The sequence below is a fragment of the Azohydromonas australica DSM 1124 genome (assembly GCF_000430725.1).
Lineage (GTDB): Bacteria > Pseudomonadota > Gammaproteobacteria > Burkholderiales > Burkholderiaceae_C > Azohydromonas > Azohydromonas australica.
Genome location: NZ_AUMO01000043.1, coordinates 82,212 through 103,552 on the forward strand (window position 1 = coordinate 82,212; position 21,341 = coordinate 103,552).

Below are 21,341 nucleotides of genomic sequence, written 5' to 3' on the forward strand. Positions count from 1 at the left end.
GCGCATGATAGCCACGCCCCGCCGCCGCCGAACCCAAGTCCGACACCGCCGCGGCGGCGGCCGAGGCAGGCGTCACGCCATCGGCCGGCATGGTGTAGGGCGCGGCGCGCCGCCGTCCCGCCGCGTGGTTCGCGGCGCCCGCCCCGGGCCGGCCGGCCCGGACCCGGCCGCCATACTCGCCGCCCATGCAAACGATCCTGGGCATCACGCTGCCCTTCTTCGCGCTGATCCTGTGCGGCGGCGTGGCGGCGCACCGGCGCTGGCTGCCGCCGGCGGCGGTGCCGGGGCTCAACGTCTTCGTGCTGTATTTCGCCCTGCCCTGCATGCTGCTGCGCTTTGGCATGCGCATCCCGGTGCGCGACCTGCTCGACCCGGCCGTGCTGCTGCTGTACGCGGCCTGCACGCTGGCGGTGGTGCTGGTGGCGCTGCGCTGGGCCGGCGCCCGGCTGCCGGCGCCGGACGCCGCCTTCGGCGCGCTGGTGGCGGGCTTTCCCAACTCCGGCTTCATCGGCGTGCCGCTGCTGGCGGCGCTGCTGGGCGACGCGGCGGCGGGACCGGTGATCGTCTCGCTGCTGGTGGACCTGACGCTGACCTCCTCGCTGTGCATCGCGCTGGCGCAGCAGGACAAAAGCGACTGGCGCCGGCTGCTGCTGCGCCCGCTGACCAACCCGCTGCCCTGGGCCATCGCCGTGGGTGCGGCGCTGTCGGCGCTGCAGTGGCGGCTGCCCGGCCCGGTGGACACGCTGGTGCGCATGCTGGGCGACGCCGCCAGCCCCGTGGCGCTGTTCACCGTCGGTGCGCTGCTGGCGCTGTCCCCGCCCGCGCATGCCGGCACGCAGGGCGTGCTGCCCAGCGTGGCGCTGAAGCTGCTGCTGCACCCGGCACTGCTGTGGCTCGTGGGCAACGCGGCCATTGCCCTGGGGATTTCCCTTGATCGCCACGCCCTGGTGGCGCTGACCCTGGCCGCTGCGCTGCCCAGCGCCAGCAACGTCACGCTGCTGGCGGACCGCTACGGCGCCGATGCCGGCCGCGTGGCGCGCATCGTGATGATTTCCACGGTGCTCGCATTCCTCAGCTTCACCGTCCTGGCCTGGAATTTCGGCGCCGCCACGAGCGGACTGAAATAAATCCGACATAACCCGGCGCCACCGCCGCCGGCATGAGCCCGCGCGCTTGCCACCCAAGGGCTTTGGGCTGCGTGCCGCGCGGCGTGCCCGGCGCGTGAGCTTCAAGCGCCAAGTGCTTGAGTCACGGCGCTTTTCCCCACCTGTCCACCGCATCTGTGGACAACTTTGTGGGCAAGCTGCCGATGGCGGCGCCAAGTGCTTGATTCCATGGGCTTAGCCGCCCCTTGACCGGTCCTGGGACACACCTGTGCGCCCCATATGAATCAAGCACTTAGCTCAACAGCAAGACGCTGCACGCGCGCTTGATCCACGACATCCAGGCCCATTGCGCTTCGGGCCGCGCTGGGGATAAATCTGGCGACCCCGAGAAGGCCTGTGCCGGGAATATCGGCCGCCATGCCGGGAAAGATTCGGAATATGGGCTGGAGGGCCGGTCCGGCCTGCTTTTTCGGGCCGGCGGTGCGATCGACGCGGCCAGTTATTCAAAGGCGCGCGGCTGTGCACTGAAACTGTGGACAACTCAGTGAGCAAGCTTCCGATGAGGGACTTAAGTGCTTGATGGGCATGGCCCCAGAGCAGTCTGCCCATTTTTTAATCAGTTAAGACCTTTTGCAGACGAATCAAGCACTTAGCGCAATCTAGGCAGTGGACAAGCTGGCAGGCCTATATTTCCCAGCGGCGAGTGGTTCTGTCCGGTACCGGAATTCACGACATCCCAATGACGCCTTCGGCTGTAACGAGCGCCCACTCCACTTGTATTCGCCTTCGCGGTCCGGCACCTGTGGACAACTTTGTGCGCAAGCTGCAGAAGAGTGCTGCAAGTGCTTGTCATCACAGGAGGGTGAACACTCGCAAGCACCCTGTGCTCAAACTCAATAAATGTTGTGGATCAAGGGTTTACAACGACCTGGCCGCCCCACGAAGGTGCGCTGCGCGCAGCCCGCGGCAGGCCCGTTCGCGGATTTCGGAGTGGGGACAAAACTGTTTGTCAAGCCCTGTGAGAACGCCCAGCACGCCGCGGTTTTGGTGTCAAGCCGTTGCCGCCGCGGCCGTTCTGTGACACCAGCCTCATGCGCCGCCTGAAGGAAAGCGTGCAAGCGGCTGATTCGGCGCCGCTTTTCCCACTCTTCCACCAAATCTGTGGATAACTCTGTGATCAAGCTGCTGGGCAGTGGCCCAAGTGCTTGATCCGCCACGGCGGCGCGGGTGATGCACAGGGATGAGGCAGCGCCCTGACCGGCTCGCCGTCGAGTGGACCGGCCCTCGGACGCCGCTACAGCCGGTTGCCAAACTTTCTGGCGGCGGAGGGCCTGTCTCGCCCCGGCATCGGGCAACAGCGTGCGCGGGGCGTGGAATTGGGCTTGCAATGGCGACGCGCTTCATGGCGCCCCGGCTCTCCGTTCTATTTGCGCATCCGGTCCGTATTGCTGCGGTGCGTGTCCGAAGGCAGTCGCGCGGGCGTTGTCTAATCGAGAAGACGGGCGGCTGAGGGCAGACGCTCTCCTCCCGTTTCCCCAATTCCTTGAACCCTCCCGCCCCCGTCAACGAGCAGGGCAAGACCGGGCGGCGAACCGCGAGCCTTTGGATCAGCGGCTTGCGAAGAGAACCATGTCCAGCCCCCACCTACGAGTCTTCCTGTCCGCCGTGCCGGCGGAATTCCAGAGTTACCGCGATGCGCTGCGCGACGGCTTGGCGTGCCCCGACCTTGGCCTGACAGTGCAGCAGGACGTCGGCACCGGCGACGCCGGGACGCTGGACCTCCTGGACCTGCTGGACCTGCTGGACGATCACATCCGCCAGTGCGCGCTGGTGGTGCACCTGGTGGGCGACATGACCGGGGACACGGCGGGGCTGTTCTCGGGGGCGCTGCTGCACGTGCGCTACCCGGACTTCGACCAGCGCTTCCCTGCGCTGCAGCCCTTCCTGGCGGTGGACGGCCCGGCGCTGCCCTACGCGCAGTGGGAGGCCTGGCTGGCGCTCTACCACGGCAAGCGGCTGCTGGTCGCGGTGCCGGAGTCCGGGGCGCCCCGGGACTCGCTCGACGCGGCCCACCCGCGGCAGCAGGCGCTGCAGCGGGCGCACCTGGCGCGGCTGGCGGCGCTGGGGCGGCATCCGCAGGTCTATTTCGCGTCGCCGCAGCGGCTGGCGGGGCAAGTGTGGAAAGCCGGGCTGCTGGACCTGCTGGTCGAGGCCGGACGGCTGCGGCGCGTGCACGCGCTGCCCGGCCGCAGCCTGGGCTCGCTGTTCAAGGGACGCGACACGCTGATGGAGACGCTGGCGCGGCGCTTCGGCGCGGTGCCCCGGCGCATGGACGTGCCGGCCACCGTGCTGGCGCTGTCGGGCCCGGTGGGCGTGGGCAAGACGCGGCTGGCGCTGGAGTACGCCTGGAGCCGCCAGGACGAGCACCCGGTGCTCCTGCTGGTGGACGCCGGCAGCCCGCAGGCGCTGTGGCAGCAGCTCGCGGCGCTGTGCGGCCCCGCGGCGCTGAACCTGGCCGAGCGGCACGAGCCGGCACAGGAGCGGCGGCTGGCCGCGGTGCTGGCCTGGCTGCGGCGCCAGCCCGGGTGGCTGCTGATCCTGGACGGCGTGGACACGGTGGAAGCAGCCGAAGCCGTCGAGGCGCTGCTGCCGCGGCTGTCCGGCGGGCACGTGCTGGTCACGGGCCACGCGTCGGGCTGGAGCGAGGCAGTGCAGGCGCAGCCCGTGGACGGGCTGTCCCCGGCGGCGGCGGCGGAATTCCTGCTGCAGCGCACGCAGGCCGGCCGGCCGGCGCAGCCGGACGACGCGGAGAGCGCGTCGGCGCTGGCCGCCGAGCTGGAGCAGCTGCCCCTGGCGCTGGAACTGGCCGGGGCCTGCATCGCGCGGCAGCAGTCGAGCCTGGCGCAGTACCTGGTGCAATGGGCGTGGCACCGCGAGGAGGCGAAGGCGTGGATCGATGCGCGGCGCTCGCACTGCCCCGCCGCCGTGGCGATCGCGTGGCACGCCGCCTTCGAGCTGCTGAGCCCGCCCGCGCGGCGGCTGCTGCAGCGGCTGGCCTGGCTGGCGCCGGCGCCGGTGCCGCAGGCGCTGCTGGACGTGGCGCCGCCGGGAAAGGCGGACGATGAGGGCGATCCCGCGGACGCGCTGGCGGAGCTGGCGGCGTACTCGCTGGCGGTGGACGACGGTGACCGGCCCGTCTTCACGGTGCACCGGCTGGTGCAGGAGCTGACGCGGCGGCGGCAGGGGCCGCGGCGGGCGGGCGTCGCGGTCACGCGGATGTGGCGCTGGCTGGCACGGCGTTTCCCGCGCACGGCCGGGCACCGCCGCTGGCGCGGCGTGCCGGCCGCCAGCGCCCTGCCGCAGGCGCTGGGCTGGATCGAGGACGCCTTCTTCCTGGGCGACCCGATGGACGCGCGCGGCTGGCCGCTGCTGGACCTGCTGGCGCCGCACGTGCTGGCCGCCATGCACTGGGCCGACGAAGCCGGCATGGCGGGCGCCACGTCCGGGCTGCTGGGCCAGGTGGGGATGCTTTTCTACGCCCAGGCGCGCCACGCCGAGGCCGAGTTGCTGATGCGCCGTGCCGTGGCCGTGGCCGAGGCGGGTTTCGGGCGGCAGCACCTGCGGGTGGCGAACGCCCTCAACAACCTGGCGCAGCTGCTGCAGGACACGCAGCGCCTGGACGAGGCCGAAACTTGCATGCGCCGCGCCCTGGCCATCGACGAAGGCCGCCTGGGCAAGGAGCACCCCGGCGTCGCGCTGCGCCTGAGCAACCTGGCGCTGTTGCTGAAGGCCGCGGGCCGCGCGGCCGAGGCCGAGCCGCTGCTGCGCCGCGCGCTGGCCATCGACGAGGCCCGCCTGGGCCCCGAGCACCCCGCCGTGGCGCGCGACCTGGGCAACCTGGCCGCGCTGCTGAAGGCCACGAAGCGCCCGGACGAGGCCGAGCCCCTGCTGCAGCGGGCCGTGGCCCTGGCCGAGACGGGTGCCGGCCCGGCGTCGGTGGAGGCCGCGCTCCCGCTGGGCAGCCTGGCGCTGCTGCTGCAGCACGTCCGCCGCCTGGACGAGGCCGAGCCGCTGATGCGCCGCGCGCTGGGCCAGCTCAGCGCCGGGCTGGGCGCCGGGCATCCGCACGCGGACACCGTGCGGCGCCACTACACGGGGCTGCTTCGGGAACTGGGCCGGGCGGAAGAGGAGATCGAGGGGGTGCTGGCGGAGCTGGAAGCGGGTAGGTAAGCCGAGCCGGTAGCGCAGGGCGGGCCGGGAAATCGTGGCCTGCGGCAGCGCGTCCGCTCAGGCGTTTGCCCTCTGCTTCTTCACTCCCGCACAGGCGGGAGTCCAGGCGGCCCCCAAGCCGGCCGCAAGCCGATCGAGCGGAACGCCGAGGACTGGCTCTTCCTTCGTTGTGTCCAGGCTTCGCGCTGACGTGGGGCCGCCTGGATTCCCGCCTTCGCGCACTGCTGTCCGGAGTAATTCGTTACGGTCAAAACAGCGAGAGCTGCTCATGGCTGTGCAGGGTTTGAAGAGGTTTGGGTGGCTTGCGCCGAGGCCTGCCCGGGGCCGGCACAGGAGCCAGCAGCTTTACGCGCAGCTGCCCCAGCAGGGTCCACAGGCTCGTGGACTCCTGCAAGCCGTGGGCGGCTTGATGCAGCAACAGCAGCAGGTACGTGACGAGCGCGGCCAGGATTTGCGTCTTGACGGCGTTTTCGCTGCAGCCCAGGAAGTGGCGGATGCGCAGGTGCTGCTTGATCCACTTGAAGAACAGCTCGATCTGCCAGCGGTCCTTGTAGAGCTGCGCGATCTCCTGCGCCGGGGCGTGCATGTCGTTGGTGGCCAGCACCAAGGCGCGCGTGTGCCCTGGGCGATGTACGTAGATGCGCCGCAGCACGCCTCGGTAGAGATTGAGGTGCCCGCCGCGAGGGCTCTTGTGCTTGAAGCGCACGGCTTGGTCGTGCAGCACGCCTGCAAGCGCGGCGTCCTGGGGTACCGCCATCTCGTGCTCCACCACGAGTGCGGCATTGGAGCGAAAGCGCGTGACGAAGCGCGCGCCCTGCGTGTCGATGCAGTGCCACCAGTTGTAGTCGCAGTAGCCCTTGTCGAAGACGTAGGTGGCCCCGCGCTGGATGCGCACGTGCAGCACCGCCTCGGTGAGGTCGTTGACGTTGCTGTGCGTGAAGCTCAGCCAGCACGGGCTGTGGCCGTGCAGTTGCAGCATCAGGTGCAGCTTGAGCCCCTGCGTGCGGGCCGTGCGCGTGCGCGCACTCCAGACGTCGAACCAGCGGCCCTTGAGCAAAAAGGGGCTGGAGTCCAGCACCTTCACCAGCCTGACCGCGTCCTGAGCGGTGCGGCGCTGGCTGTGCTGCACACGGCTCATGAGGCTGGCGGCCACGTCGGCCAGCCACTGCACGGGGCGTCGCGCGTTGGCATCGTCCAGCGTGCTGCGGCATAGCGCCCTGACATCCAGGCGGCGTCGCTGCGTCGGGCTCAGCGCCTGGAACCCAGCCACGAGCTGGCGCAACCCGTCCGTGCCCGAGAGCTGTGCAAATACCAGCGCCACCAGATGGCGCCAGCACGTGAAGGTCTTGATATAGCGCTGCGCCCCCAAGCGCTTGACCAAGTCTTCGAACTGCTGACGCGGGATTGGCTGCAGCAGCCGCTGCAGCAGGCATATGCTGGCCATGTTGTGGGGTTGGCTGGTGCCAACAGGAATCGCGCTTCCGGGACTCATCGTCCCCGTCAGCCAATACCCACAACCACTTGGCAGCAGCCGTTACAAATTCCCCGGACAGCAGTGCGCCTTCGCGGGAATGACGGAGTAGAAGAGCCGCCACCCGTGCTTCGTCCTGCCTGGAATCGCTTCCCTGACCACAGCGCAGTTGCGCGACAGCCGCCCTGCCGCCTCAAATCCCCAACGGATCCACGTCCACCGCCCAGCGCAGCACTCCCTTGTGCACCGAGCGCAGCCCGTGAAGCACCGGCAGCCACTGCGCCAGCAGCCGCTGCAGCGCCGCGCGCGAGGGGGACTCCAGCAGCATCTGCATGCGCTCCATGTCCGCCACGCGCGCCACCGGCGGCGGCACCGCTGGGTAGACCAGCACCTCGGCTGCCTCCGGGAAATCGTTGGCGTGCGCCGCCGCGTCCTCCAGGAAGGCCGCCGCCGCTTCCGGCGTGCGCGCCTCCGCGCGCAGCAGCGCCAGGTGCGTGAAGGGCGGGAGCCCCGCCATCTCGCGCTCCTGCAGCTGCGAGGCGGCGAAGCTCTCGAAATCGTGCCGGCGCAGCGCGGCGTAGAGGGCATGCGTGGGATGCCAGGTCTGCAGCCACATCTGGCTGCGCGCGGCCTGGCGCGCGTCGCGGCCGGCGCGGCCCGCCGCCTGCATCAGCAGCGCGAACAGCCGCTCAGGCGCGCGAAAGTCGCTGGCGAAGAGCGCGCTGTCCGGGTTCACCGCCGCCACCAGCGTGATGCGCCTGAAGTCGTGGCCCTTGGCGATCATCTGCGTGCCCACCAGCACGTCCACCTCGCCGGCATGCACCTCCGCCAGCCGCGCCTGCAGCGAGCCGGCGGCGCGGGTGGTGTCGGCGTCGATGCGCGCCACCCGCGCCCCGGGCAGCGCCTGCGCGATCTGCTCCTCCAGTCGCTCGGTGCCCCGGCCCAGCGGCTGCAGGTCCTGGTTGCCGCACTGAGGGCAGGCGCGCGGCACGCGCTCGGTGAAGCCGCAGTGGTGGCAGCGCAGCGTGCGGTCGCTGCGGTGGAACACGCGCCAGGCGCTGCAGTGCGGGCAACCGCTCTTCCAGCCGCACTCGGTGCAGTGCAGCACCGGCGCGTAGCCCCGGCGGTTCAGGAACAGCAGGCTCTGCTCGCCCAACGCCAGCCGCTCGCGCAGCGCGTCCACCAGCTGCGGCGACAGCGCTACCGTCACGCCGTGCGCGCGCGGCAGCAGGTTCATGTCCACCAGCCGGACCTCGGGCAGCGCGCCGCCGCCTATGCGCTGCGCCAAGTCCAGCCGCCGGTACTTGCCCTGCAGCGCGTGCTGCCAGCTCTCCAGCGAGGGCGTGGCCGAGCCCAGCAGCACCGGCACGTGCTCCAGCCGGGCGCGGTAGACGGCCAGGTCGCGCGCGGAGTAGCGCGCGCCTTCCTGCTGCTTGTAGGAGGGGTCGTGCTCCTCGTCCACGACGATCAGGCCCAGCCGCGGCAGCGAGGCGAACACCGCCAGCCGCGTGCCCAGCACCAGGTCCGCCAGCCCCAGGTGCGCCAGCAGCCAGTTCTTCAGGCGTTGCGCGGGCGTGAGGCCGCTGTGCAGCGACACCAGCCGCCGCCCCTTGAAGCGCTCGGCGAAGCGCGCCTCCAGCTGCGGCGTGAGGTTGATCTCCGGCACCAGCACCAGCGCCTGCCGCCCGGCCGCCAGCGTGTGCGCAGCGGCCTGCAGGTACACCTCGGTCTTGCCGCTGCCGGTGACGCCATGCAGCAAGTACGTGCCTTCGGCCGCGCCGGTGACGGCATCAACCGCCGCGCGCTGCGCCTCGGTCAGCGCCGGCGCCTCGCCGGCGTGGCCGGGCGGCACTGCCGTTTTCACCGTTTCTGCTTGCGCCGCAGCAGGCGCCGCCTCTGCCGGATTTGCCGGCTCTGCCGATTCGCCCTCGTCCTCGGCCTCGTCGTCCACCGCCGCGGCGCCCTGCTCCACCGCCTTGCGCAGCCGCGCGATGCGCCGCGCCAGCTTGGTGTCGTCGAGCTTGCGCAGCTCCGGCGGCAGCACCGACAGCGCGACCTCGCCCAGACCGCGCTGGTAGTAGGCGGCCGTGAAGCCCACCAGCCGCCGCCAAGCGGCGGACAGCGGTGGCAGCGCGTGCAGCACCTGCGCCACGGGGCGCAGCGCGGACTCGTCCAGCGCGGGCGCTGCGGGGTCGGGCGGCGGCGCGTCCCAGACCAGGCCCGGCACCTCGCGCCGGCCCAAGGGCACGCGCACCAGGCTGCCGGGCGGCAGCGGTTCGCCCAGGTAGTCCAGCAGGCCGCCCAGGCCGCTGTACTGCGGCGCCTCGACGGCCACGGCCAGCCGTTCAGTCATGCGTTCCAGACAGGCTGTGGATAACTTTGTGGGAAAGCTGCGCGCCGCAGGTTCACAGGCTGTGCGCAGCCGGGAGGCTCACCGTGCCGCGATCTGCAACACGGGGAAATTCATCAATCAGATCAACGTCTTAACGCTATTCCGTGCTATCCGACCGATCTGAAATGATGCTTTTGGAGAGCCCAGATCGCAGAGCTGATTTGGTGGACAAGTCAAGCCCCGCGAATCAAAAAACGGCTACAGCGCGCGTTCAGGCTGCCGCGCGCAGGCGGCGCGAGTGCTCGTGCACCGTGTCCACCAGCACCTTCACGTGCTCCGGCGGCGTGTACTGGCTGATACCGTGGCCCAGGTTGAACACGTGGCCGCCGAAGCCGCCGTCGGCTCGCTTAGGGTTGCCGAAGCTGTCCAGCACGCGCTTGGCCTCGGTCGCGATGGCCTCGGGCGGGGCGAACAGGATGTTCGGGTCCAGGTTGCCCTGCAGCGCGACGCGGTCGTCCACGCGGCGGCGGGCCTGCGCCAGGTTCACGGTCCAGTCCACGCCCAGCACGTCGGGCACCGCCTCGCCGCCGAGCATGTCTTCCAGCCACAGGCCACCGCCCTTGGTGAAGACGATGTGCGGAATGCGCTGGCCTTCGTGCTCGCGCTTGAGCTGCTTCAGCACGCGCTGGGTGTAGGCCAGGCTGAACTGCTGGAAGGCGCCGTCGGCGAGCACGCCGCCCCAGCTGTCGAACACCATCACCGCCTGGGCGCCGGCCTCGATCTGCGCGTTCAAGTACGCCGCCACGGTGTCGGCGTTGAGGGACAGGATGCGGTGCATCAGGTCCGGGCGCGAATACAGCATGGACTTGACCAGCCGGTAGTCGTCGCTGCCCGCGCCTTCGACCATGTAGCAGGCCAGCGTCCAGGGGCTGCCGGAGAAGCCGATCAGCGGCACGCGGCCGTTGAGCGCCTTGCGGATGGAGCTGACCGCGTCGAAGACGTACTGCAGCTTGGCCATGTCCGGAATCTCCAGCTTGGCCACCGCTGCCTCGTCGCGCACCGGGTGCGCGAAGCGCGGGCCCTCGCCGGCGGCGAAGCTCAGGCCGAGGCCCATGGCGTCCGGCACGGTGAGGATGTCGGAGAACAGGATCGCGGCGTCGAGCGCGTAGCGCTCCAGCGGCTGCAGCGTCACTTCGGTGGCGAATGCCGGGTTCGTTGCCAGTCCCATGAAGCTGCCCGCCTGTGCGCGCGTGGCGCAGTACTCCGGCAGGTAGCGCCCGGCCTGGCGCATCAGCCACACGGGCGTGTGTTCGGTGGGCTGGCGCAGGCAGGCGCGCAGGAAGCTGTCGTTGGCAAGCGGTGCGGTCATCCCGCGATTATCCCGCCGCGCCATCCTGCGTCCGGGTGCGCCACATGCTGGGATAGCATCCCCGGGCAAACCCATCACGGAGGAACGGATATGCGCATGCGCTGGCTCCTGGCCTGTCTGGCCGCCCTGCTGCTCTCGGGCTGCGGCTACAACCAGTTCCAACAGCTCGACGAGCAGACCAAGGCGGCCTGGGCCGAAGTGCTCAACCAGTACCAGCGGCGCGCGGACCTGATTCCGAACATCGTCAACACGGTCAAGGGCGAAGCCAACTTCGAGCAGGAGACGCTCACGCGCGTCGTCGAGGCCCGCGCCAAGGCCACGAGCGTGCAGGTCACGCCCGAGACGCTGAACGACCCGCAAGCGCTGCAGCGCTTCCAGCAGGCGCAGGGCGAGCTCTCCAGCGCGCTGTCGCGGCTGCTGGTGGTGAGCGAGCGTTACCCGGACCTCAAGGCCAACCGGGGCTTCCAGGACCTGCGCGTGCAGCTCGAAGGCACGGAGAACCGCATCACCGTGGCGCGCAACCGCTACATCAAGACGGTGACCGACTACAACGTGCTGGCGCGCAGCTTCCCCACCAACCTCACCGCCATGGTGTTCGGCTACAAGCCCAAGGCCAGTTTCACGGTGCAGAACGAGGCCGAGATCTCCCGCCCGCCCAGCGTGGACTTCGGCACTCCGTCGCGCAGCACGCCGCCCGCGACGACCACGCCCACGGCGCCGATGGCGCCCTCGCTGCCGGCCAGCCCGGCCTCGCGCTGAGGCGGCCATGGCGCCTCGTCCGCACGCTGCCGCCGTCCTGCCGGGCCCGGGGCGGGCGGCGCTGACGCTGTTCATCACGCTGCTGGCCCTGCTGTGCGCGCTGCTGCTGCCGCGGCCGGCCGTGGCGCAGGACGTGCTGCCGGTGCCCGCCCTCAGCGCCCGCGTCATCGACCAGACCGGCACCCTGGGCGCCGGGCAGCGCCAGTCGCTGGAGACGCGGCTGGCCGAGCTGGAGCGCGAGACCGGCACGCAGCTGGTGATCCTGATGGTGCCGAGCACGGCGCCGGAGGACATCGCCGCCTACGCGCAGCGCGTGGGCGACGAGTGGAAGATCGGCCGCCGCACCGTGGGCGACGGGCTGCTGCTGGTGGTGGCCAAGAACGACCGGCGCGTGCGCATCGAGGTGGCCAAGGCGCTGGAGGGCGCGATCCCCGACCTGGCGGCCAAGCGCGTGATCGACCGCGCCATCACGCCCGCCTTCCGCGCCGGCGATTTCGCGGGCGGGCTGCAGGCGGCGGTGGACGAGCTGGCCGGGCTGGTGCGCGCGGAGAAGCTGCCGGCGCCGGCCTCCTCGCCCGACGGCTGGAGCGGCGCGCATTCGGGCTCGCCGCGCGACGCCGAGCGCGGGCTGCAGCTGCAGGACCTGGGGCTGTTCTTCTTCATCGGCGTGCCGGTGATCGGGGCGCTCCTGACCGGCATGCTGGGCCGCAAGCTGGGCGCGCTGGCCACCGGCGGCGCCACGGGCGGATTGGCCTGGCTCTTCGGCGGCAGCATGGTGCTGGCCCTGGCCGCGGCCGTGGTGGCGCTGGTGCTGGTGGGCGTGCTGGGCATCGGCTCCTCGGGGCGCCGCGGACGCGGCGGCCGGGGAGGCTGGGGCGGGCCGCCGATCATCTTCCCCGGCGGCGGCTGGGGTGGTGGCGGCGGCGGGAGCTGGGGCGGCGGAGGTGGAGGCGGCTTCAGCTCCGGCGGCGGTGGGGATTTCGGCGGCGGCGGCGCCTCGGGGAACTGGTGATGAGCCGATTGACGCGGTTGTTGAAGCACCGCCTCTTCGACGAGGCCGACGCGCACAAGGCGCTGGGTGACGCGGCGCTGGAGCGCGTCGGAGCGCGCGTGCGCGAGAGCGAGACGCGGCACAGCGGCGAGATCCGCGTGTGCGTGGAAGCGGGGCTGCCGCTGTCCTACCTGTGGCGCGGCGCCAGTGCGCGGGAGCGCGCGGTGGCGATGTTCGGCAAGCTGCGCGTGTGGGACACGGAGGCCAACAACGGGGTGCTGATCTACCTGCTGCTGGCCGAGCACGCGATCGAGATCGTGGCCGACCGCGGCATCGACCGGCACGTGGGCGCGCAGGGCTGGCACCACATCCTCGACGGCATGCGCGCGCAGTTCCGCGCCGGGCACTTCGAGGCCGGGCTGCTGGCGGCGGTGGAGGCGGTGGACGCGCTGCTGGTGCGGCACTTCGCGCTGCAGCCGGGGCAGGCGAATCCGAACGAGCTGCCGGACGCGCCGTGGAGGGTGTGAAGAGACACGACTCCACGTCGCAGGACGAAGCACGGGCGGCGTCCTGATTGACTCGTCATTCCCGCGAAGGCGGGAGTGACGAAGTTGGGTGCAAGCCGGCTCGGCTTGCGAGATGCCTGGGGCAAGAAAACCCGCAACCTACCGTTGACCCACCGGTACAAGCCCGCAACGCCGTGCGGCTTCGTCATCCAGGCTCCGTGAACACCCGCCCTTTCCCCAATCTCGCTTTCCTTCGCCCCCTCGCCGCCCTCCTCCTGCTGGCCCTGCTCCAGGGCTGCTCCGTCCTGCAGGGCGGCAAGCTGTTCGCGCCCCAGAGCTTCGGCTTCGAGCGCATCGCGCCGGACCTGTACGTCGAAGCGGGCGCCGATGCCTCGGCCCGTGCCCGGCTGATGCAGGCCGTGCCGCAGGCCGAGGCTGCCGTGCGCGGCGTCTTCGGCAGCGTGCTGTCCCGCCCAGCCGTCCACGCCTGCGTCACCGAGGGCTGCCACAGGGCCTTCGGCGGCGGCGGCACCATGGCCAAGGTCTATGGCGACCGCATCCTGCTGTCGCCGCGCGGGCTGAGCTGGCATTACCTCGCCCACGAGTGGTCGCACGCGGAGCTGTTCCAGCGCCTGCGCTGGCGCGGCTTCTGGGCCCTGCCACGCTGGTTCGACGAGGGGCTGGCGGTGGCGGTGAGCGAGGCGCCCGAGACTTCGGAAGCGCACTGGCAGGCACTGCGGGCGGCCGGCGTGCCGGTGCCCTCGCCGGTACAGCTGCGCCGCATCGACTCGCTGTGGCGCTGGGAGACGGCCATCCAGGCGTGGGGCGACGGCGGCAACGCCGGGCGCCGTGCCCGCGGCGAATGGGAGATCCGGCCGCTCTACACCGCCGCGGGGCACGAAGTGCGCCCCTGGCTGAAGACGCACGGCACCGTCGGGCTGCTGGCGCTGATCGGCGGGCTCAACGCCGGCGAGCCTTTCGAGGACTTCTACGACGCCGCCCCGGTGGCCGCGGCGCCCTGAGGCGGCCGGGCGGCGCCCGCTCAGCCGCCCGGCTGCTCCAGCGCCCGCAGGATGAACTGCTTGGGCACCGTGGGCTTCGGGACACGCACGTCGAACCAGCTGCGCACGTCGGCCTCCACCAGGTTGCCGTGCATGAAGTTGTAGATGGCCTTCTTCAGCGCCCGGCCCAACGCGTCGTGGTCGGTGCCCGTGGGGTCGATGAAGCCCACGTCGTTGCGGGCGAAGCCGCCTTCAGGCAGCGGCTTGAGCTTGATGCCGAAAGCGTCCGGGTTCTGACCCACCGGCGAATGCACCGTGCAGGCGAAGCGGTGGAAGAAGCCGGAGTGGATGCAGCCGTTCTCGAACAGCTGGCGCACGTACTCCAGCGCGTCCACCGTGTCCTGCGCCGTCTGCGTGGGGAAGCCGTACATCAGGTAGGCGTGCACCATCACGCCGGCGTCGGCGAAGGCGCGCGTCACGCGCGCCACCTGCGCCACCGACACGCCCTTGTTCATCAGCTTGAGCAGCCGGTCCGAAGCCACCTCCAGCCCGCCGGAAATCGCGATGCAGCCGCTCTCGGCCAGCAGCTCGGCCAGCTCCGGGGTGAAGGTCTTCTCGAAGCGCACGTTGCCCCACCAGGAGATGCGCAGGTCGCGGCGAAGCAGCTCCGTGGCCAGCGCCTTGAGCGCCTTGGGCGGCGCGGCCTCGTCCACGAAGTGGAAGCCGGTCTGCCCGGTCTCGTTGACGATGGCCTCGATGCGGTCGGCCAGCACCGTGGCCTCCGCGCCCTCGTAGCGCGCGATGTAGTCCAGGCTCACGTCGCAGAAGCTGCACTTCTTCCAGTAGCAGCCGTGCGCCACGGTGAGCTTGTTCCAGCGCCCGTCGCTCCAGAGCCGGTGCATGGGGTTGAGCATGTCCAGCAGCGACAGGTAGTCGCGCACCGGCAAGCCGTCCCAGGTGGGCGTGCCGACCTCGGCGAAGGGCACGTCCGGCTCGGGGAAGTTCACGTGACGCACCACGCCGTCGTCGCGCACGTAGGTGCGCACCAGGCGCTGGCGCGAGCGCTTGCCTTGCAGGTGCTCCAGCAGGGCCAGCAGCGGGCGCTCGCCGGCGTCCAGGGTCACGAAGTCCACGTGGTCGAACAGGCGCGGCTCCTTCAGCTCACGCAGCTCGGTGTTGACGAAGCCGCCGCCCAGCACGACGGCGATGCCCGGCTTCGCCGCCTTCAGCGCCTGCGCGATGCGCAGCGCGCCGTACACCGAGCCCGGGAAGGGCACGGACAGCAGCACCACGTCGGGCTGGTGCTGCTCCAGCGCCTCCAGCGTCAGCTCGCGCAGGGTGTCGTCGATCAGGTTCGGGGGCGCCGCCAGCGCGTCGGCCAGCCCGTCGAAGCTGGCCTGTGCCGCCGCCAGCGACTCGGCGTAGCGCACGAACTCGAAGCGCGGGTCGATGGCCTCGCGCAGCACGTCCGCCAGGTCGTCCAGGTACAGCGTGGCCAGGTGCTTGGCGCGGTCCTGCAGCCCCAGCGCGCCGAAGGCCCAACCCAGGGGATCGCCCTCCTCGTCCCCGTACACCTCCAGCGCCTGGAAGCGCGGCCCTTCGGGCAGGAAGCCGCGCGATGCGATGCGGTGCGCCAGCGTCGGGTCGCGACCCTGCAGGAATGCGAGCGTGCGGTCCGCGGTGCCGGCGTAGTCGTCGAAGCGTTCCAGGAAGGCCTGCACGCGCGGCGTGCGCCGCTTGGGCGGCAGCGCCTCGATGGCCGCGCGCAGCCGCCGCAGCCCGGCGCCCGACAGCAGCCGCAGCACGAGCTTCAGGGCCAGGTCGTCCTGCGCCGCCGCGATACCGCGTCCGCGCAGGAAGCCGGTGAGGTAGGCGGTGGAGGGGTACGGCGTGTTGAGCTGCGTCATCGGCGGGATGAGCGACAGCACGCGCGGCGACTCGGGCAGCGTCGGGGCGGACATGGCGGGAAGCGGAGGCAAGCGGGGGCGCGCATTCTGCCAGCCGGGGTGCAGGCACCTGCCCGCCACGCCCGCAAGACCCTGCCCCGGGGCCCGAAGCCGCCCACAGGGACCGCGCCTGCCAGACCCGGGACGGAGCCCTGCGGCTCCGAGGTCTCAGCTCGCCCCGTTCCGACGCCGGCGCACGAAGCCGGCCACGCCCGCCAGGCCGGCGCCCATCAGCAGCAGGGACGCGGGCTCCGGAATCGCCTGCACGGCGAAATAGTCGCCGCCAAACCGCGGGCTCGAATCGGAGGTGCGGTACAGCCTCAGGCCACTGCCGCCACCGGGTGCTTCGAAGGACAGGAATTGTCCGGCGGCATTGAAAAGGTCCAGCGACCCGCCGGCGCCTCCTGAACCCGTTGCCGAGATATTGCTGAATTGCAGCCGGCGCGTCGAACCGAACTGGGAAATGACGACCCGCACCTCGTCCAGCGGCGTGGTGATGTCCTGCTCGGTGAAGGATTTGCCGCTGACGCGGAACGACATGTCGAAATCACCCAGCGTGCCCAGGCTGTGCGTGCCGTTGCCGGGGTCGACAGCAAAGCTGAATTCGCCGCGCCCGACCACTGGAAACACGATGAGATCGTCCGGCGTGTTGTCGAAGCTGAACCTGAACAGCGATTCCGCCTGGACCGGCGCGATGGACGCCAGCGCGCCAAGGCAGCTCACCGCCACGCTCACGAGAGAAGATCGCATGCCCATACGCCGCCTTTTCCGATCAGCCGGCCCGCTGCCGGGACGCGGGCCGGAATTCATTGAAATTGGCCGAGGCAGCGCCCATCCGGAATTCAGGCTCTGATGGGTCGATCAAAACCCATGGAACACAAATTCCTGCGGGCATGAATAACTTGCCCCCTGCACCGGCTGCCACACTGAAGATATCAAGGCCAATATATAAGCCCAGGCACGCCCGCAACAATGAATTCCATGCACGTGCAGGGCTCAAAGGCAGGAAGGAAAGGTCTATTACAGATTTGCACTGGCGCGCCGCCGGTCAAATTGTGTCGACACGGAATCTCAAAGCCACGGGCATGGCGTCGCCACGGAAGAAAGATTCAAAACAGAAAGCCCGCCGGGCGTGCACCGGGCGGGCTTTTCGATGGGGCGGAAACCGGCCGCGAAGGCCGGCGTGCCGGAAGGCTTACTTGCGGCGGAACTTGCGCAGCGCGACGAGCTGGGCCGCCATGGCGGCGAACTCGCTCTGGGCGGCGGCGAAGTCGATGTCGCTCTTGGCGTTGCGCATCGCCTCTTCGGCCAGGCGCTTGGCCTCGTTGGCCTTGGCCTCGTCGAGGTCATGGCCACGGATGGCGGTGTCGGCAAGCACCGTGACGCCACTGGGCTGCACCTCCAGGATGCCGCCGGCGACGAACACGAACTCCTCCTCACCGTTGTCGGCGCGCTCGATGCGCACCGCGCCGGGCTTGATGCGGGTGATCAGCGGCGTGTGGCGGGGCAGGATGCCCAGCTCGCCGTTCTCGCCCGGCAGCGCGACGAACTTCGCCTCGCCGGAGAAGATCAGCTCTTCGGCGGAGACGACGTCGACGTGAATGGTTGCCATGTGCGGGGTCCTTGATGCGAAAAGGAAGAGGCTGCGTCGGGGAAGCAGCAGCCGCTACCGGGAGGTTGCGGCCGCGACGACCATTACGACGCCAGCTTCTTGGCCTTCTCGAAGGCCTCGTCGATGGTGCCGACCATGTAGAAGGCCTGCTCGGGCAGGTGGTCGCACTCGCCGGCCACGATCATCTTGAAGCCGCGGATGGTTTCCTTCAGCGGCACGTACTTGCCCGGCGAGCCGGTGAAGATTTCGGCCACGTGGAAGGGCTGCGACAGGAAGCGCTGGATCTTGCGGGCGCGGGCCACGGTCAGCTTGTCCTCGGGGGCCAGCTCGTCCATGCCCAGAATGGCGATGATGTCGCGCAGTTCCTTGTAGCGCTGCAGGATGCCCTGCACCGAACGCGTCGTCGTGTAGTGCTCTTCGCCGATGACGTTCGGGTCGATCTGGCGCGAGGTCGAGTCCAGCGGGTCCACGGCCGGGTAGATACCCAGCGAGGCGATGTCGCGCGACAGCACCACGGTGGCGTCCAAGTGGGCGAAGGTCGTGGCGGGCGACGGGTCGGTCAAGTCATCCGCAGGGACGTACACGGCCTGGATCGAGGTGATCGAGCCCACCTTGGTGGAGGTGATGCGCTCCTGCAGGCGGCCCATTTCCTCGGCCAGCGTCGGCTGGTAGCCCACGGCGGAAGGCATACGGCCCAGCAGTGCGGACACTTCGGTACCGGCCAGCGTGTAGCGGTAGATGTTGTCCACGAAGAACAGCACGTCACGGCCTTCGTCGCGGAACGACTCGGCGATGGTCAGGCCGGTCAGGGCCACGCGCAGACGGTTGCCCGGCGGCTCGTTCATCTGGCCGTACACCATGGCCACCTTGGACTTGGACAGGTCCTCGTCCACCACCACGCCCGACTCCATCATCTCGTGATAGAAGTCGTTGCCCTCACGGGTACGCTCACCCACGCCGGCGAACACGGACAGACCCGAGTGCGCCTTGGCGATGTTGTTGATGAGCTCCATCATGTTCACGGTCTTGCCCACGCCGGCGCCACCGAACAGACCCACCTTGCCGCCCTTGGCGAACGGGCAGATCAGGTCGATCACCTTGATGCCGGTTTCCAGCAGCTCCTGCGAGGGAGACAGCTCGTCGTAGGCCGGGGCCTTGCGGTGGATGGAGGCGGTGAGCTCGTGGCTCACGGGACCGCGCTCGTCGATGGGCGTGCCCAGCACGTCCATGATGCGGCCCAGGGTGGCCTGGCCCACCGGCACCATGATCGGGTTGGCGGTGTTGGTCACCACCATGCCGCGACGCAGGCCGTCGGAGGAACCCAGGGCGATGGTACGCACCACGCCGTCGCCGAGCTGCTGCTGCACTTCCAGCGTCAGGGCCGAGCCTTCCATCTTGAGGGCGTCGTACACCTTGGGCATCTGATCGCGCGGGAACTCCACGTCCACCACGGCGCCGATGCACTGAACAATCTTGCCTTGTGCCATTTGTATTTCCTTGAATTCAACGAATCGGTCAAACCGCGGCGGCGCCGCTGACGATCTCGCTCAGCTCCTTGGTGATCGCGGCCTGGCGGGTCTTGTTGTAGACCAGCTTGAGCTCACCGATCAGGTTGCCGGCGTTGTCGGTGGCGGACTTCATGGCCACCATGCGGGCGGACTGCTCCGAGGCCATGTTCTCGGCCACGGCCTGGTACACCAGCGCCTCGATGTAGCGCGTGAGCAGCTCGTCGATGACGGTGGCCGCATCGGGCTCGTAGATGTAGTCCCAGCCGCCGGCTTGGCGCTCGGCGGCGGTCTGCTCCAGGCGCGCTGCCGACAGCGGCAGCAGCTGCTCGACCACCGGCTCCTGCTTCATCGTGTTGATGAACCTGGTGTAGCAGAGGTACACCGAGTCCACCTGGCCCGCGATGAAGGCGTCGAGCATCACCTTGACCGGACCGATGAGCTTCTCCAGCTGCGGCGTGTCGCCGAGCTGCGTCGCGTGCGAAACGACCGGGACGCCGACTCGGTTCAGGAAGCCGAAGCCCTTGTTGCCGATCGCAACCGCCTGCACCTTCACGTTCTCAGCCTGCAGATCACGCATCTTGTTCGTGATCGCACGCAGCACGTTGGTGTTGAGGCCGCCGCACAAGCCCTTGTCGGTCGTCACGACCACGAAGCCCGCAGCCTTCGCGGAGCCTTCCGCGCGCATGTAGGGCGAGCGGTACTCCGGGTTGGCCTGGGACAGGTTCGCCGTGATGTTGCGAATCTTGTCGGCGTACGGACGCGCAGCGCGCATCCGTTCCTGCGCCTTGCGCATTTTGGAGGCGGCGACCATTTCCATGGCCTTGGTGATCTTCTTGGTGTTCTCCACCGATTTGATCTTGCCGCGTATTTCCTTGCCTACCGCCATGGACGGGCTCCTTCTCGGACTTGTGCTATGGCGGGACTCAGGCGAACGACTTCTTGAACGCGGTCACGGCAGCAGTCAGCTGGGCTTCCGCGTCCTTGTCCATCGCCTTGTCGCTCTCGAGTTTGGCCAGCAGCGGGCCGTGGCTGGTCTTCAGGAACTGGTGCAGACCGCTCTCGAAGGCCAGGATCTTCTTGACGTCCACGTCGTCCATGAAGCCCTTGTTGACCGCGAACAGCGTGGCACCCATCAGGCTGATGGGCAGCGGCTGGTACTGGGCCTGCTTGAGCAGTTCGGTCACGCGGGCACCGCGGTCGAGCTGCTTGCGGGTGGCTTCGTCCAGGTCCGAGGCGAACTGCGCGAACGCGGCCAGCTCACGGTACTGCGCCAGGTCGGTACGGATACCGCCGGACAGGCCCTTGATCAGCTTGGTCTGGGCAGCACCACCGACGCGCGACACCGAGATACCGGCGTTGATGGCGGGGCGGATACCGGCGTTGAACAGGCTGGTTTCCAGGAAGATCTGGCCGTCGGTGATCGAGATCACGTTCGTCGGCACGAAGGCGGACACGTCGCCGGCCTGCGTTTCGATCACGGGCAGCGCGGTCAGCGAGCCGGTCTTGCCCTTCACGGCGCCGTTGGTGAACTTCTCGACGTAGTCGGCGTTCACGCGGGCGGCACGCTCCAGCAGGCGGCTGTGGAGATAGAACACGTCGCCGGGGAAGGCTTCGCGGCCCGGGGGACGGCGCAGCAGCAGCGACACTTGACGGTAGGCCACGGCCTGCTTGGACAGGTCGTCATAGACGATCAGCGCGTCTTCGCCGCGGTCGCGGAAGTACTCGCCCATCGTGCAGCCGGAGTAGGCCGACACGTACTGCATGGCGGCGGACTCGGAAGCCGAGGCGGCCACGACGATGGTGTACTCCATCGCGCCGTGCTGCTCCAGGGCGCGCACCACGTTCTTGATCGACGACGCCTTCTGGCCGATGGCGACGTAGACGCAGACCATGTTCTGGCCCTTCTGGGCGATGATCGCGTCCAGGGCGACGGCGGTCTTGCCGGTCTGGCGGTCACCGATGATCAGCTCGCGCTGGCCGCGGCCCACGGGCACCATCGAGTCGATCGACTTGATGCCCGTCTGCACCGGCTGGCTCACCGACTGGCGCGCGATCACGCCCGGGGCGACCTTCTCGATGACGTCCGTCATCTTGGCGTTGAGCGGACCCTTGCCGTCGATGGGCTGGCCCAGCGCGTTGACCACGCGGCCGATCAGCTCGGGGCCCACGGGCACTTCCAGGATGCGGCCCGTGCACTTGACGGTGTCGCCCTCGGAGATGTGCTCGTACTCGCCCAGGATCACGGCGCCGACCGAGTCGCGCTCGAGGTTCAGCGCCAGGCCGAAGGTCTGCGCGCCCGAGGCGGTGGCGGGGAATTCGAGCATTTCGCCCTGCATCACGTCCGACAGGCCGTGCACGCGCACGATGCCGTCCGTCACCGAGACCACGGTGCCCTGGTTGCGGATGTCCGTCGAGGGCTGCAGGCCCTCGATGCGGCTCTTGATCAGTTCGGAAATTTCTGCGGGATTCAGTTGCATCGTGTTCTCCCAGACTGCCACCCGGTGGGCGGA

At 69.7% G+C, this 21,341-nt stretch carries 16 protein-coding genes; 7 read left to right on the forward strand and 9 right to left on the reverse strand.

The window, feature by feature from the left end; genetic code table 11:
• The first annotated feature begins 185 nt into the window (after window positions 1-185).
• The 3 genes from H537_RS0107045 (at window position 186) to H537_RS56465 (ending at window position 5,336) form a co-directional block, all read left to right on the forward strand.
• Complete coding sequence (locus H537_RS0107045; protein WP_028997333.1) at window positions 186-1,127, forward strand: AEC family transporter; 942 nt, start codon at window positions 186-188, stop codon at window positions 1,125-1,127.
• A 302-nt stretch (window positions 1,128-1,429) separates the two neighbouring features.
• Complete coding sequence (locus H537_RS52430) at window positions 1,430-1,654, forward strand: hypothetical protein (protein ID WP_156901495.1); 225 nt, start codon at window positions 1,430-1,432, stop codon at window positions 1,652-1,654.
• Window positions 1,655-2,735: 1,081 nt separating this feature from the next.
• Entirely contained in the window at window positions 2,736-5,336 is a 2,601-nt protein-coding gene (locus tag H537_RS56465; RefSeq protein WP_028997334.1) for a tetratricopeptide repeat protein, read from the forward strand.
• A 247-nt stretch (window positions 5,337-5,583) separates the two neighbouring features.
• Here the strand turns inward: H537_RS56465 and H537_RS41665 are convergent, their stop codons facing one another.
• From H537_RS41665 to hemE, 3 genes are all read right to left on the reverse strand, one after another.
• A complete protein-coding gene (locus H537_RS41665) occupies window positions 5,584-6,780 on the reverse strand; it encodes an IS4 family transposase (RefSeq protein ID WP_051242086.1) in 1,197 nt (398 codons plus the stop codon).
• Between the two features lie 220 nt (window positions 6,781-7,000).
• On the reverse strand, window positions 7,001-9,160 hold the full coding sequence (locus H537_RS0107060) for a primosomal protein N' (RefSeq protein ID WP_028997335.1): 2,160 nt from the start codon (window positions 9,158-9,160) through the stop codon (window positions 7,001-7,003).
• Between the two features lie 250 nt (window positions 9,161-9,410).
• Window positions 9,411-10,508, reverse strand: coding sequence for a uroporphyrinogen decarboxylase (gene hemE, locus H537_RS0107065; RefSeq protein ID WP_028997336.1), 1,098 nt, complete (start codon window positions 10,506-10,508; stop codon window positions 9,411-9,413).
• 96 nt (window positions 10,509-10,604) lie between these two features.
• On the opposite strand from hemE, the gene H537_RS41670 reads away from it, so the two are divergent.
• The 4 genes from H537_RS41670 (at window position 10,605) to H537_RS0107085 (ending at window position 13,786) form a co-directional block, all read left to right on the forward strand.
• Window positions 10,605-11,267, forward strand: coding sequence for a LemA family protein (locus tag H537_RS41670; RefSeq protein WP_084150503.1), 663 nt, complete (start codon window positions 10,605-10,607; stop codon window positions 11,265-11,267).
• Between the two features lie 7 nt (window positions 11,268-11,274).
• Window positions 11,275-12,279, forward strand: a complete 1,005-nt coding sequence (locus H537_RS0107075) for a TPM domain-containing protein (protein ID WP_084150496.1) — start codon at window positions 11,275-11,277, stop codon at window positions 12,277-12,279.
• On the forward strand, window positions 12,279-12,785 hold the full coding sequence (locus H537_RS0107080; RefSeq protein WP_043458345.1) for a TPM domain-containing protein: 507 nt from the start codon (window positions 12,279-12,281) through the stop codon (window positions 12,783-12,785). Before H537_RS0107075 ends, H537_RS0107080 begins: the two co-directional genes overlap by 1 nt.
• Before the next feature lie 197 nt (window positions 12,786-12,982).
• The gene (locus H537_RS0107085; protein WP_028997339.1) at window positions 12,983-13,786 is read left to right on the forward strand and encodes a hypothetical protein; all 804 of its coding nucleotides are present in this window, start codon (window positions 12,983-12,985) and stop codon (window positions 13,784-13,786) included.
• A 20-nt stretch (window positions 13,787-13,806) separates the two neighbouring features.
• On the opposite strand, the gene H537_RS0107090 is transcribed toward H537_RS0107085, so the two are convergent.
• From H537_RS0107090 to atpA, 6 genes are all read right to left on the reverse strand, one after another.
• Window positions 13,807-15,726, reverse strand: a complete 1,920-nt coding sequence (locus H537_RS0107090; RefSeq protein ID WP_028997340.1) for a B12-binding domain-containing radical SAM protein — start codon at window positions 15,724-15,726, stop codon at window positions 13,807-13,809.
• A gap of 153 nt (window positions 15,727-15,879) precedes the next feature.
• Entirely contained in the window at window positions 15,880-16,446 is a 567-nt protein-coding gene (locus tag H537_RS0107095) for a PEP-CTERM sorting domain-containing protein (protein WP_028997341.1), read from the reverse strand.
• A gap of 460 nt (window positions 16,447-16,906) precedes the next feature.
• A complete protein-coding gene (locus H537_RS0107100) occupies window positions 16,907-17,323 on the reverse strand; it encodes a F0F1 ATP synthase subunit epsilon (protein ID WP_028997342.1) in 417 nt (138 codons plus the stop codon).
• An 83-nt stretch (window positions 17,324-17,406) separates the two neighbouring features.
• Window positions 17,407-18,810: a F0F1 ATP synthase subunit beta gene (gene atpD, locus H537_RS0107105; protein WP_028997343.1), complete on the reverse strand. Its 1,404-nt coding sequence runs from the start codon at window positions 18,808-18,810 to the stop codon at window positions 17,407-17,409.
• A 28-nt stretch (window positions 18,811-18,838) separates the two neighbouring features.
• The gene (gene atpG / locus H537_RS0107110) at window positions 18,839-19,717 is read right to left on the reverse strand and encodes a F0F1 ATP synthase subunit gamma (RefSeq protein ID WP_028997344.1); all 879 of its coding nucleotides are present in this window, start codon (window positions 19,715-19,717) and stop codon (window positions 18,839-18,841) included.
• Window positions 19,718-19,754: 37 nt separating this feature from the next.
• Window positions 19,755-21,308 (reverse strand): F0F1 ATP synthase subunit alpha, encoded by a 1,554-nt coding sequence (gene atpA / locus H537_RS0107115; RefSeq protein ID WP_028997345.1) that lies wholly within the window; start codon window positions 21,306-21,308, stop codon window positions 19,755-19,757.
• Window positions 21,309-21,341: the final 33 nt, after the last annotated feature.

Excerpts from the sequence above, each read along its gene's own strand:
- H537_RS0107045 (WP_028997333.1), top strand. The coding sequence starts at position 186 with ATGCAAACGATCCTGGGCATCACGCTGCCCTTCTTCGCGCTGATCCTG.
- H537_RS56465 (WP_028997334.1), top strand. The coding sequence starts at position 2,736 with ATGTCCAGCCCCCACCTACGAGTCTTCCTGTCCGCCGTGCCGGCGGAA.
- H537_RS41665 (WP_051242086.1), bottom strand. The coding sequence starts at position 6,780 with ATGGCCAGCATATGCCTGCTGCAGCGGCTGCTGCAGCCAATCCCGCGT.
- H537_RS0107060 (WP_028997335.1), bottom strand. The coding sequence starts at position 9,160 with ATGACTGAACGGCTGGCCGTGGCCGTCGAGGCGCCGCAGTACAGCGGC.
- hemE (WP_028997336.1), bottom strand. The coding sequence starts at position 10,508 with ATGACCGCACCGCTTGCCAACGACAGCTTCCTGCGCGCCTGCCTGCGC.
- H537_RS41670 (WP_084150503.1), top strand. The coding sequence starts at position 10,605 with ATGCGCTGGCTCCTGGCCTGTCTGGCCGCCCTGCTGCTCTCGGGCTGC.
- H537_RS0107075 (WP_084150496.1), top strand. The coding sequence starts at position 11,275 with ATGGCGCCTCGTCCGCACGCTGCCGCCGTCCTGCCGGGCCCGGGGCGG.
- H537_RS0107080 (WP_043458345.1), top strand. The coding sequence starts at position 12,279 with ATGAGCCGATTGACGCGGTTGTTGAAGCACCGCCTCTTCGACGAGGCC.
- H537_RS0107090 (WP_028997340.1), bottom strand. The coding sequence starts at position 15,726 with ATGTCCGCCCCGACGCTGCCCGAGTCGCCGCGCGTGCTGTCGCTCATC.
- H537_RS0107100 (WP_028997342.1), bottom strand. The coding sequence starts at position 17,323 with ATGGCAACCATTCACGTCGACGTCGTCTCCGCCGAAGAGCTGATCTTC.
- atpD (WP_028997343.1), bottom strand. The coding sequence starts at position 18,810 with ATGGCACAAGGCAAGATTGTTCAGTGCATCGGCGCCGTGGTGGACGTG.
- atpG (WP_028997344.1), bottom strand. The coding sequence starts at position 19,717 with ATGGCGGTAGGCAAGGAAATACGCGGCAAGATCAAATCGGTGGAGAAC.
- atpA (WP_028997345.1), bottom strand. The coding sequence starts at position 21,308 with ATGCAACTGAATCCCGCAGAAATTTCCGAACTGATCAAGAGCCGCATC.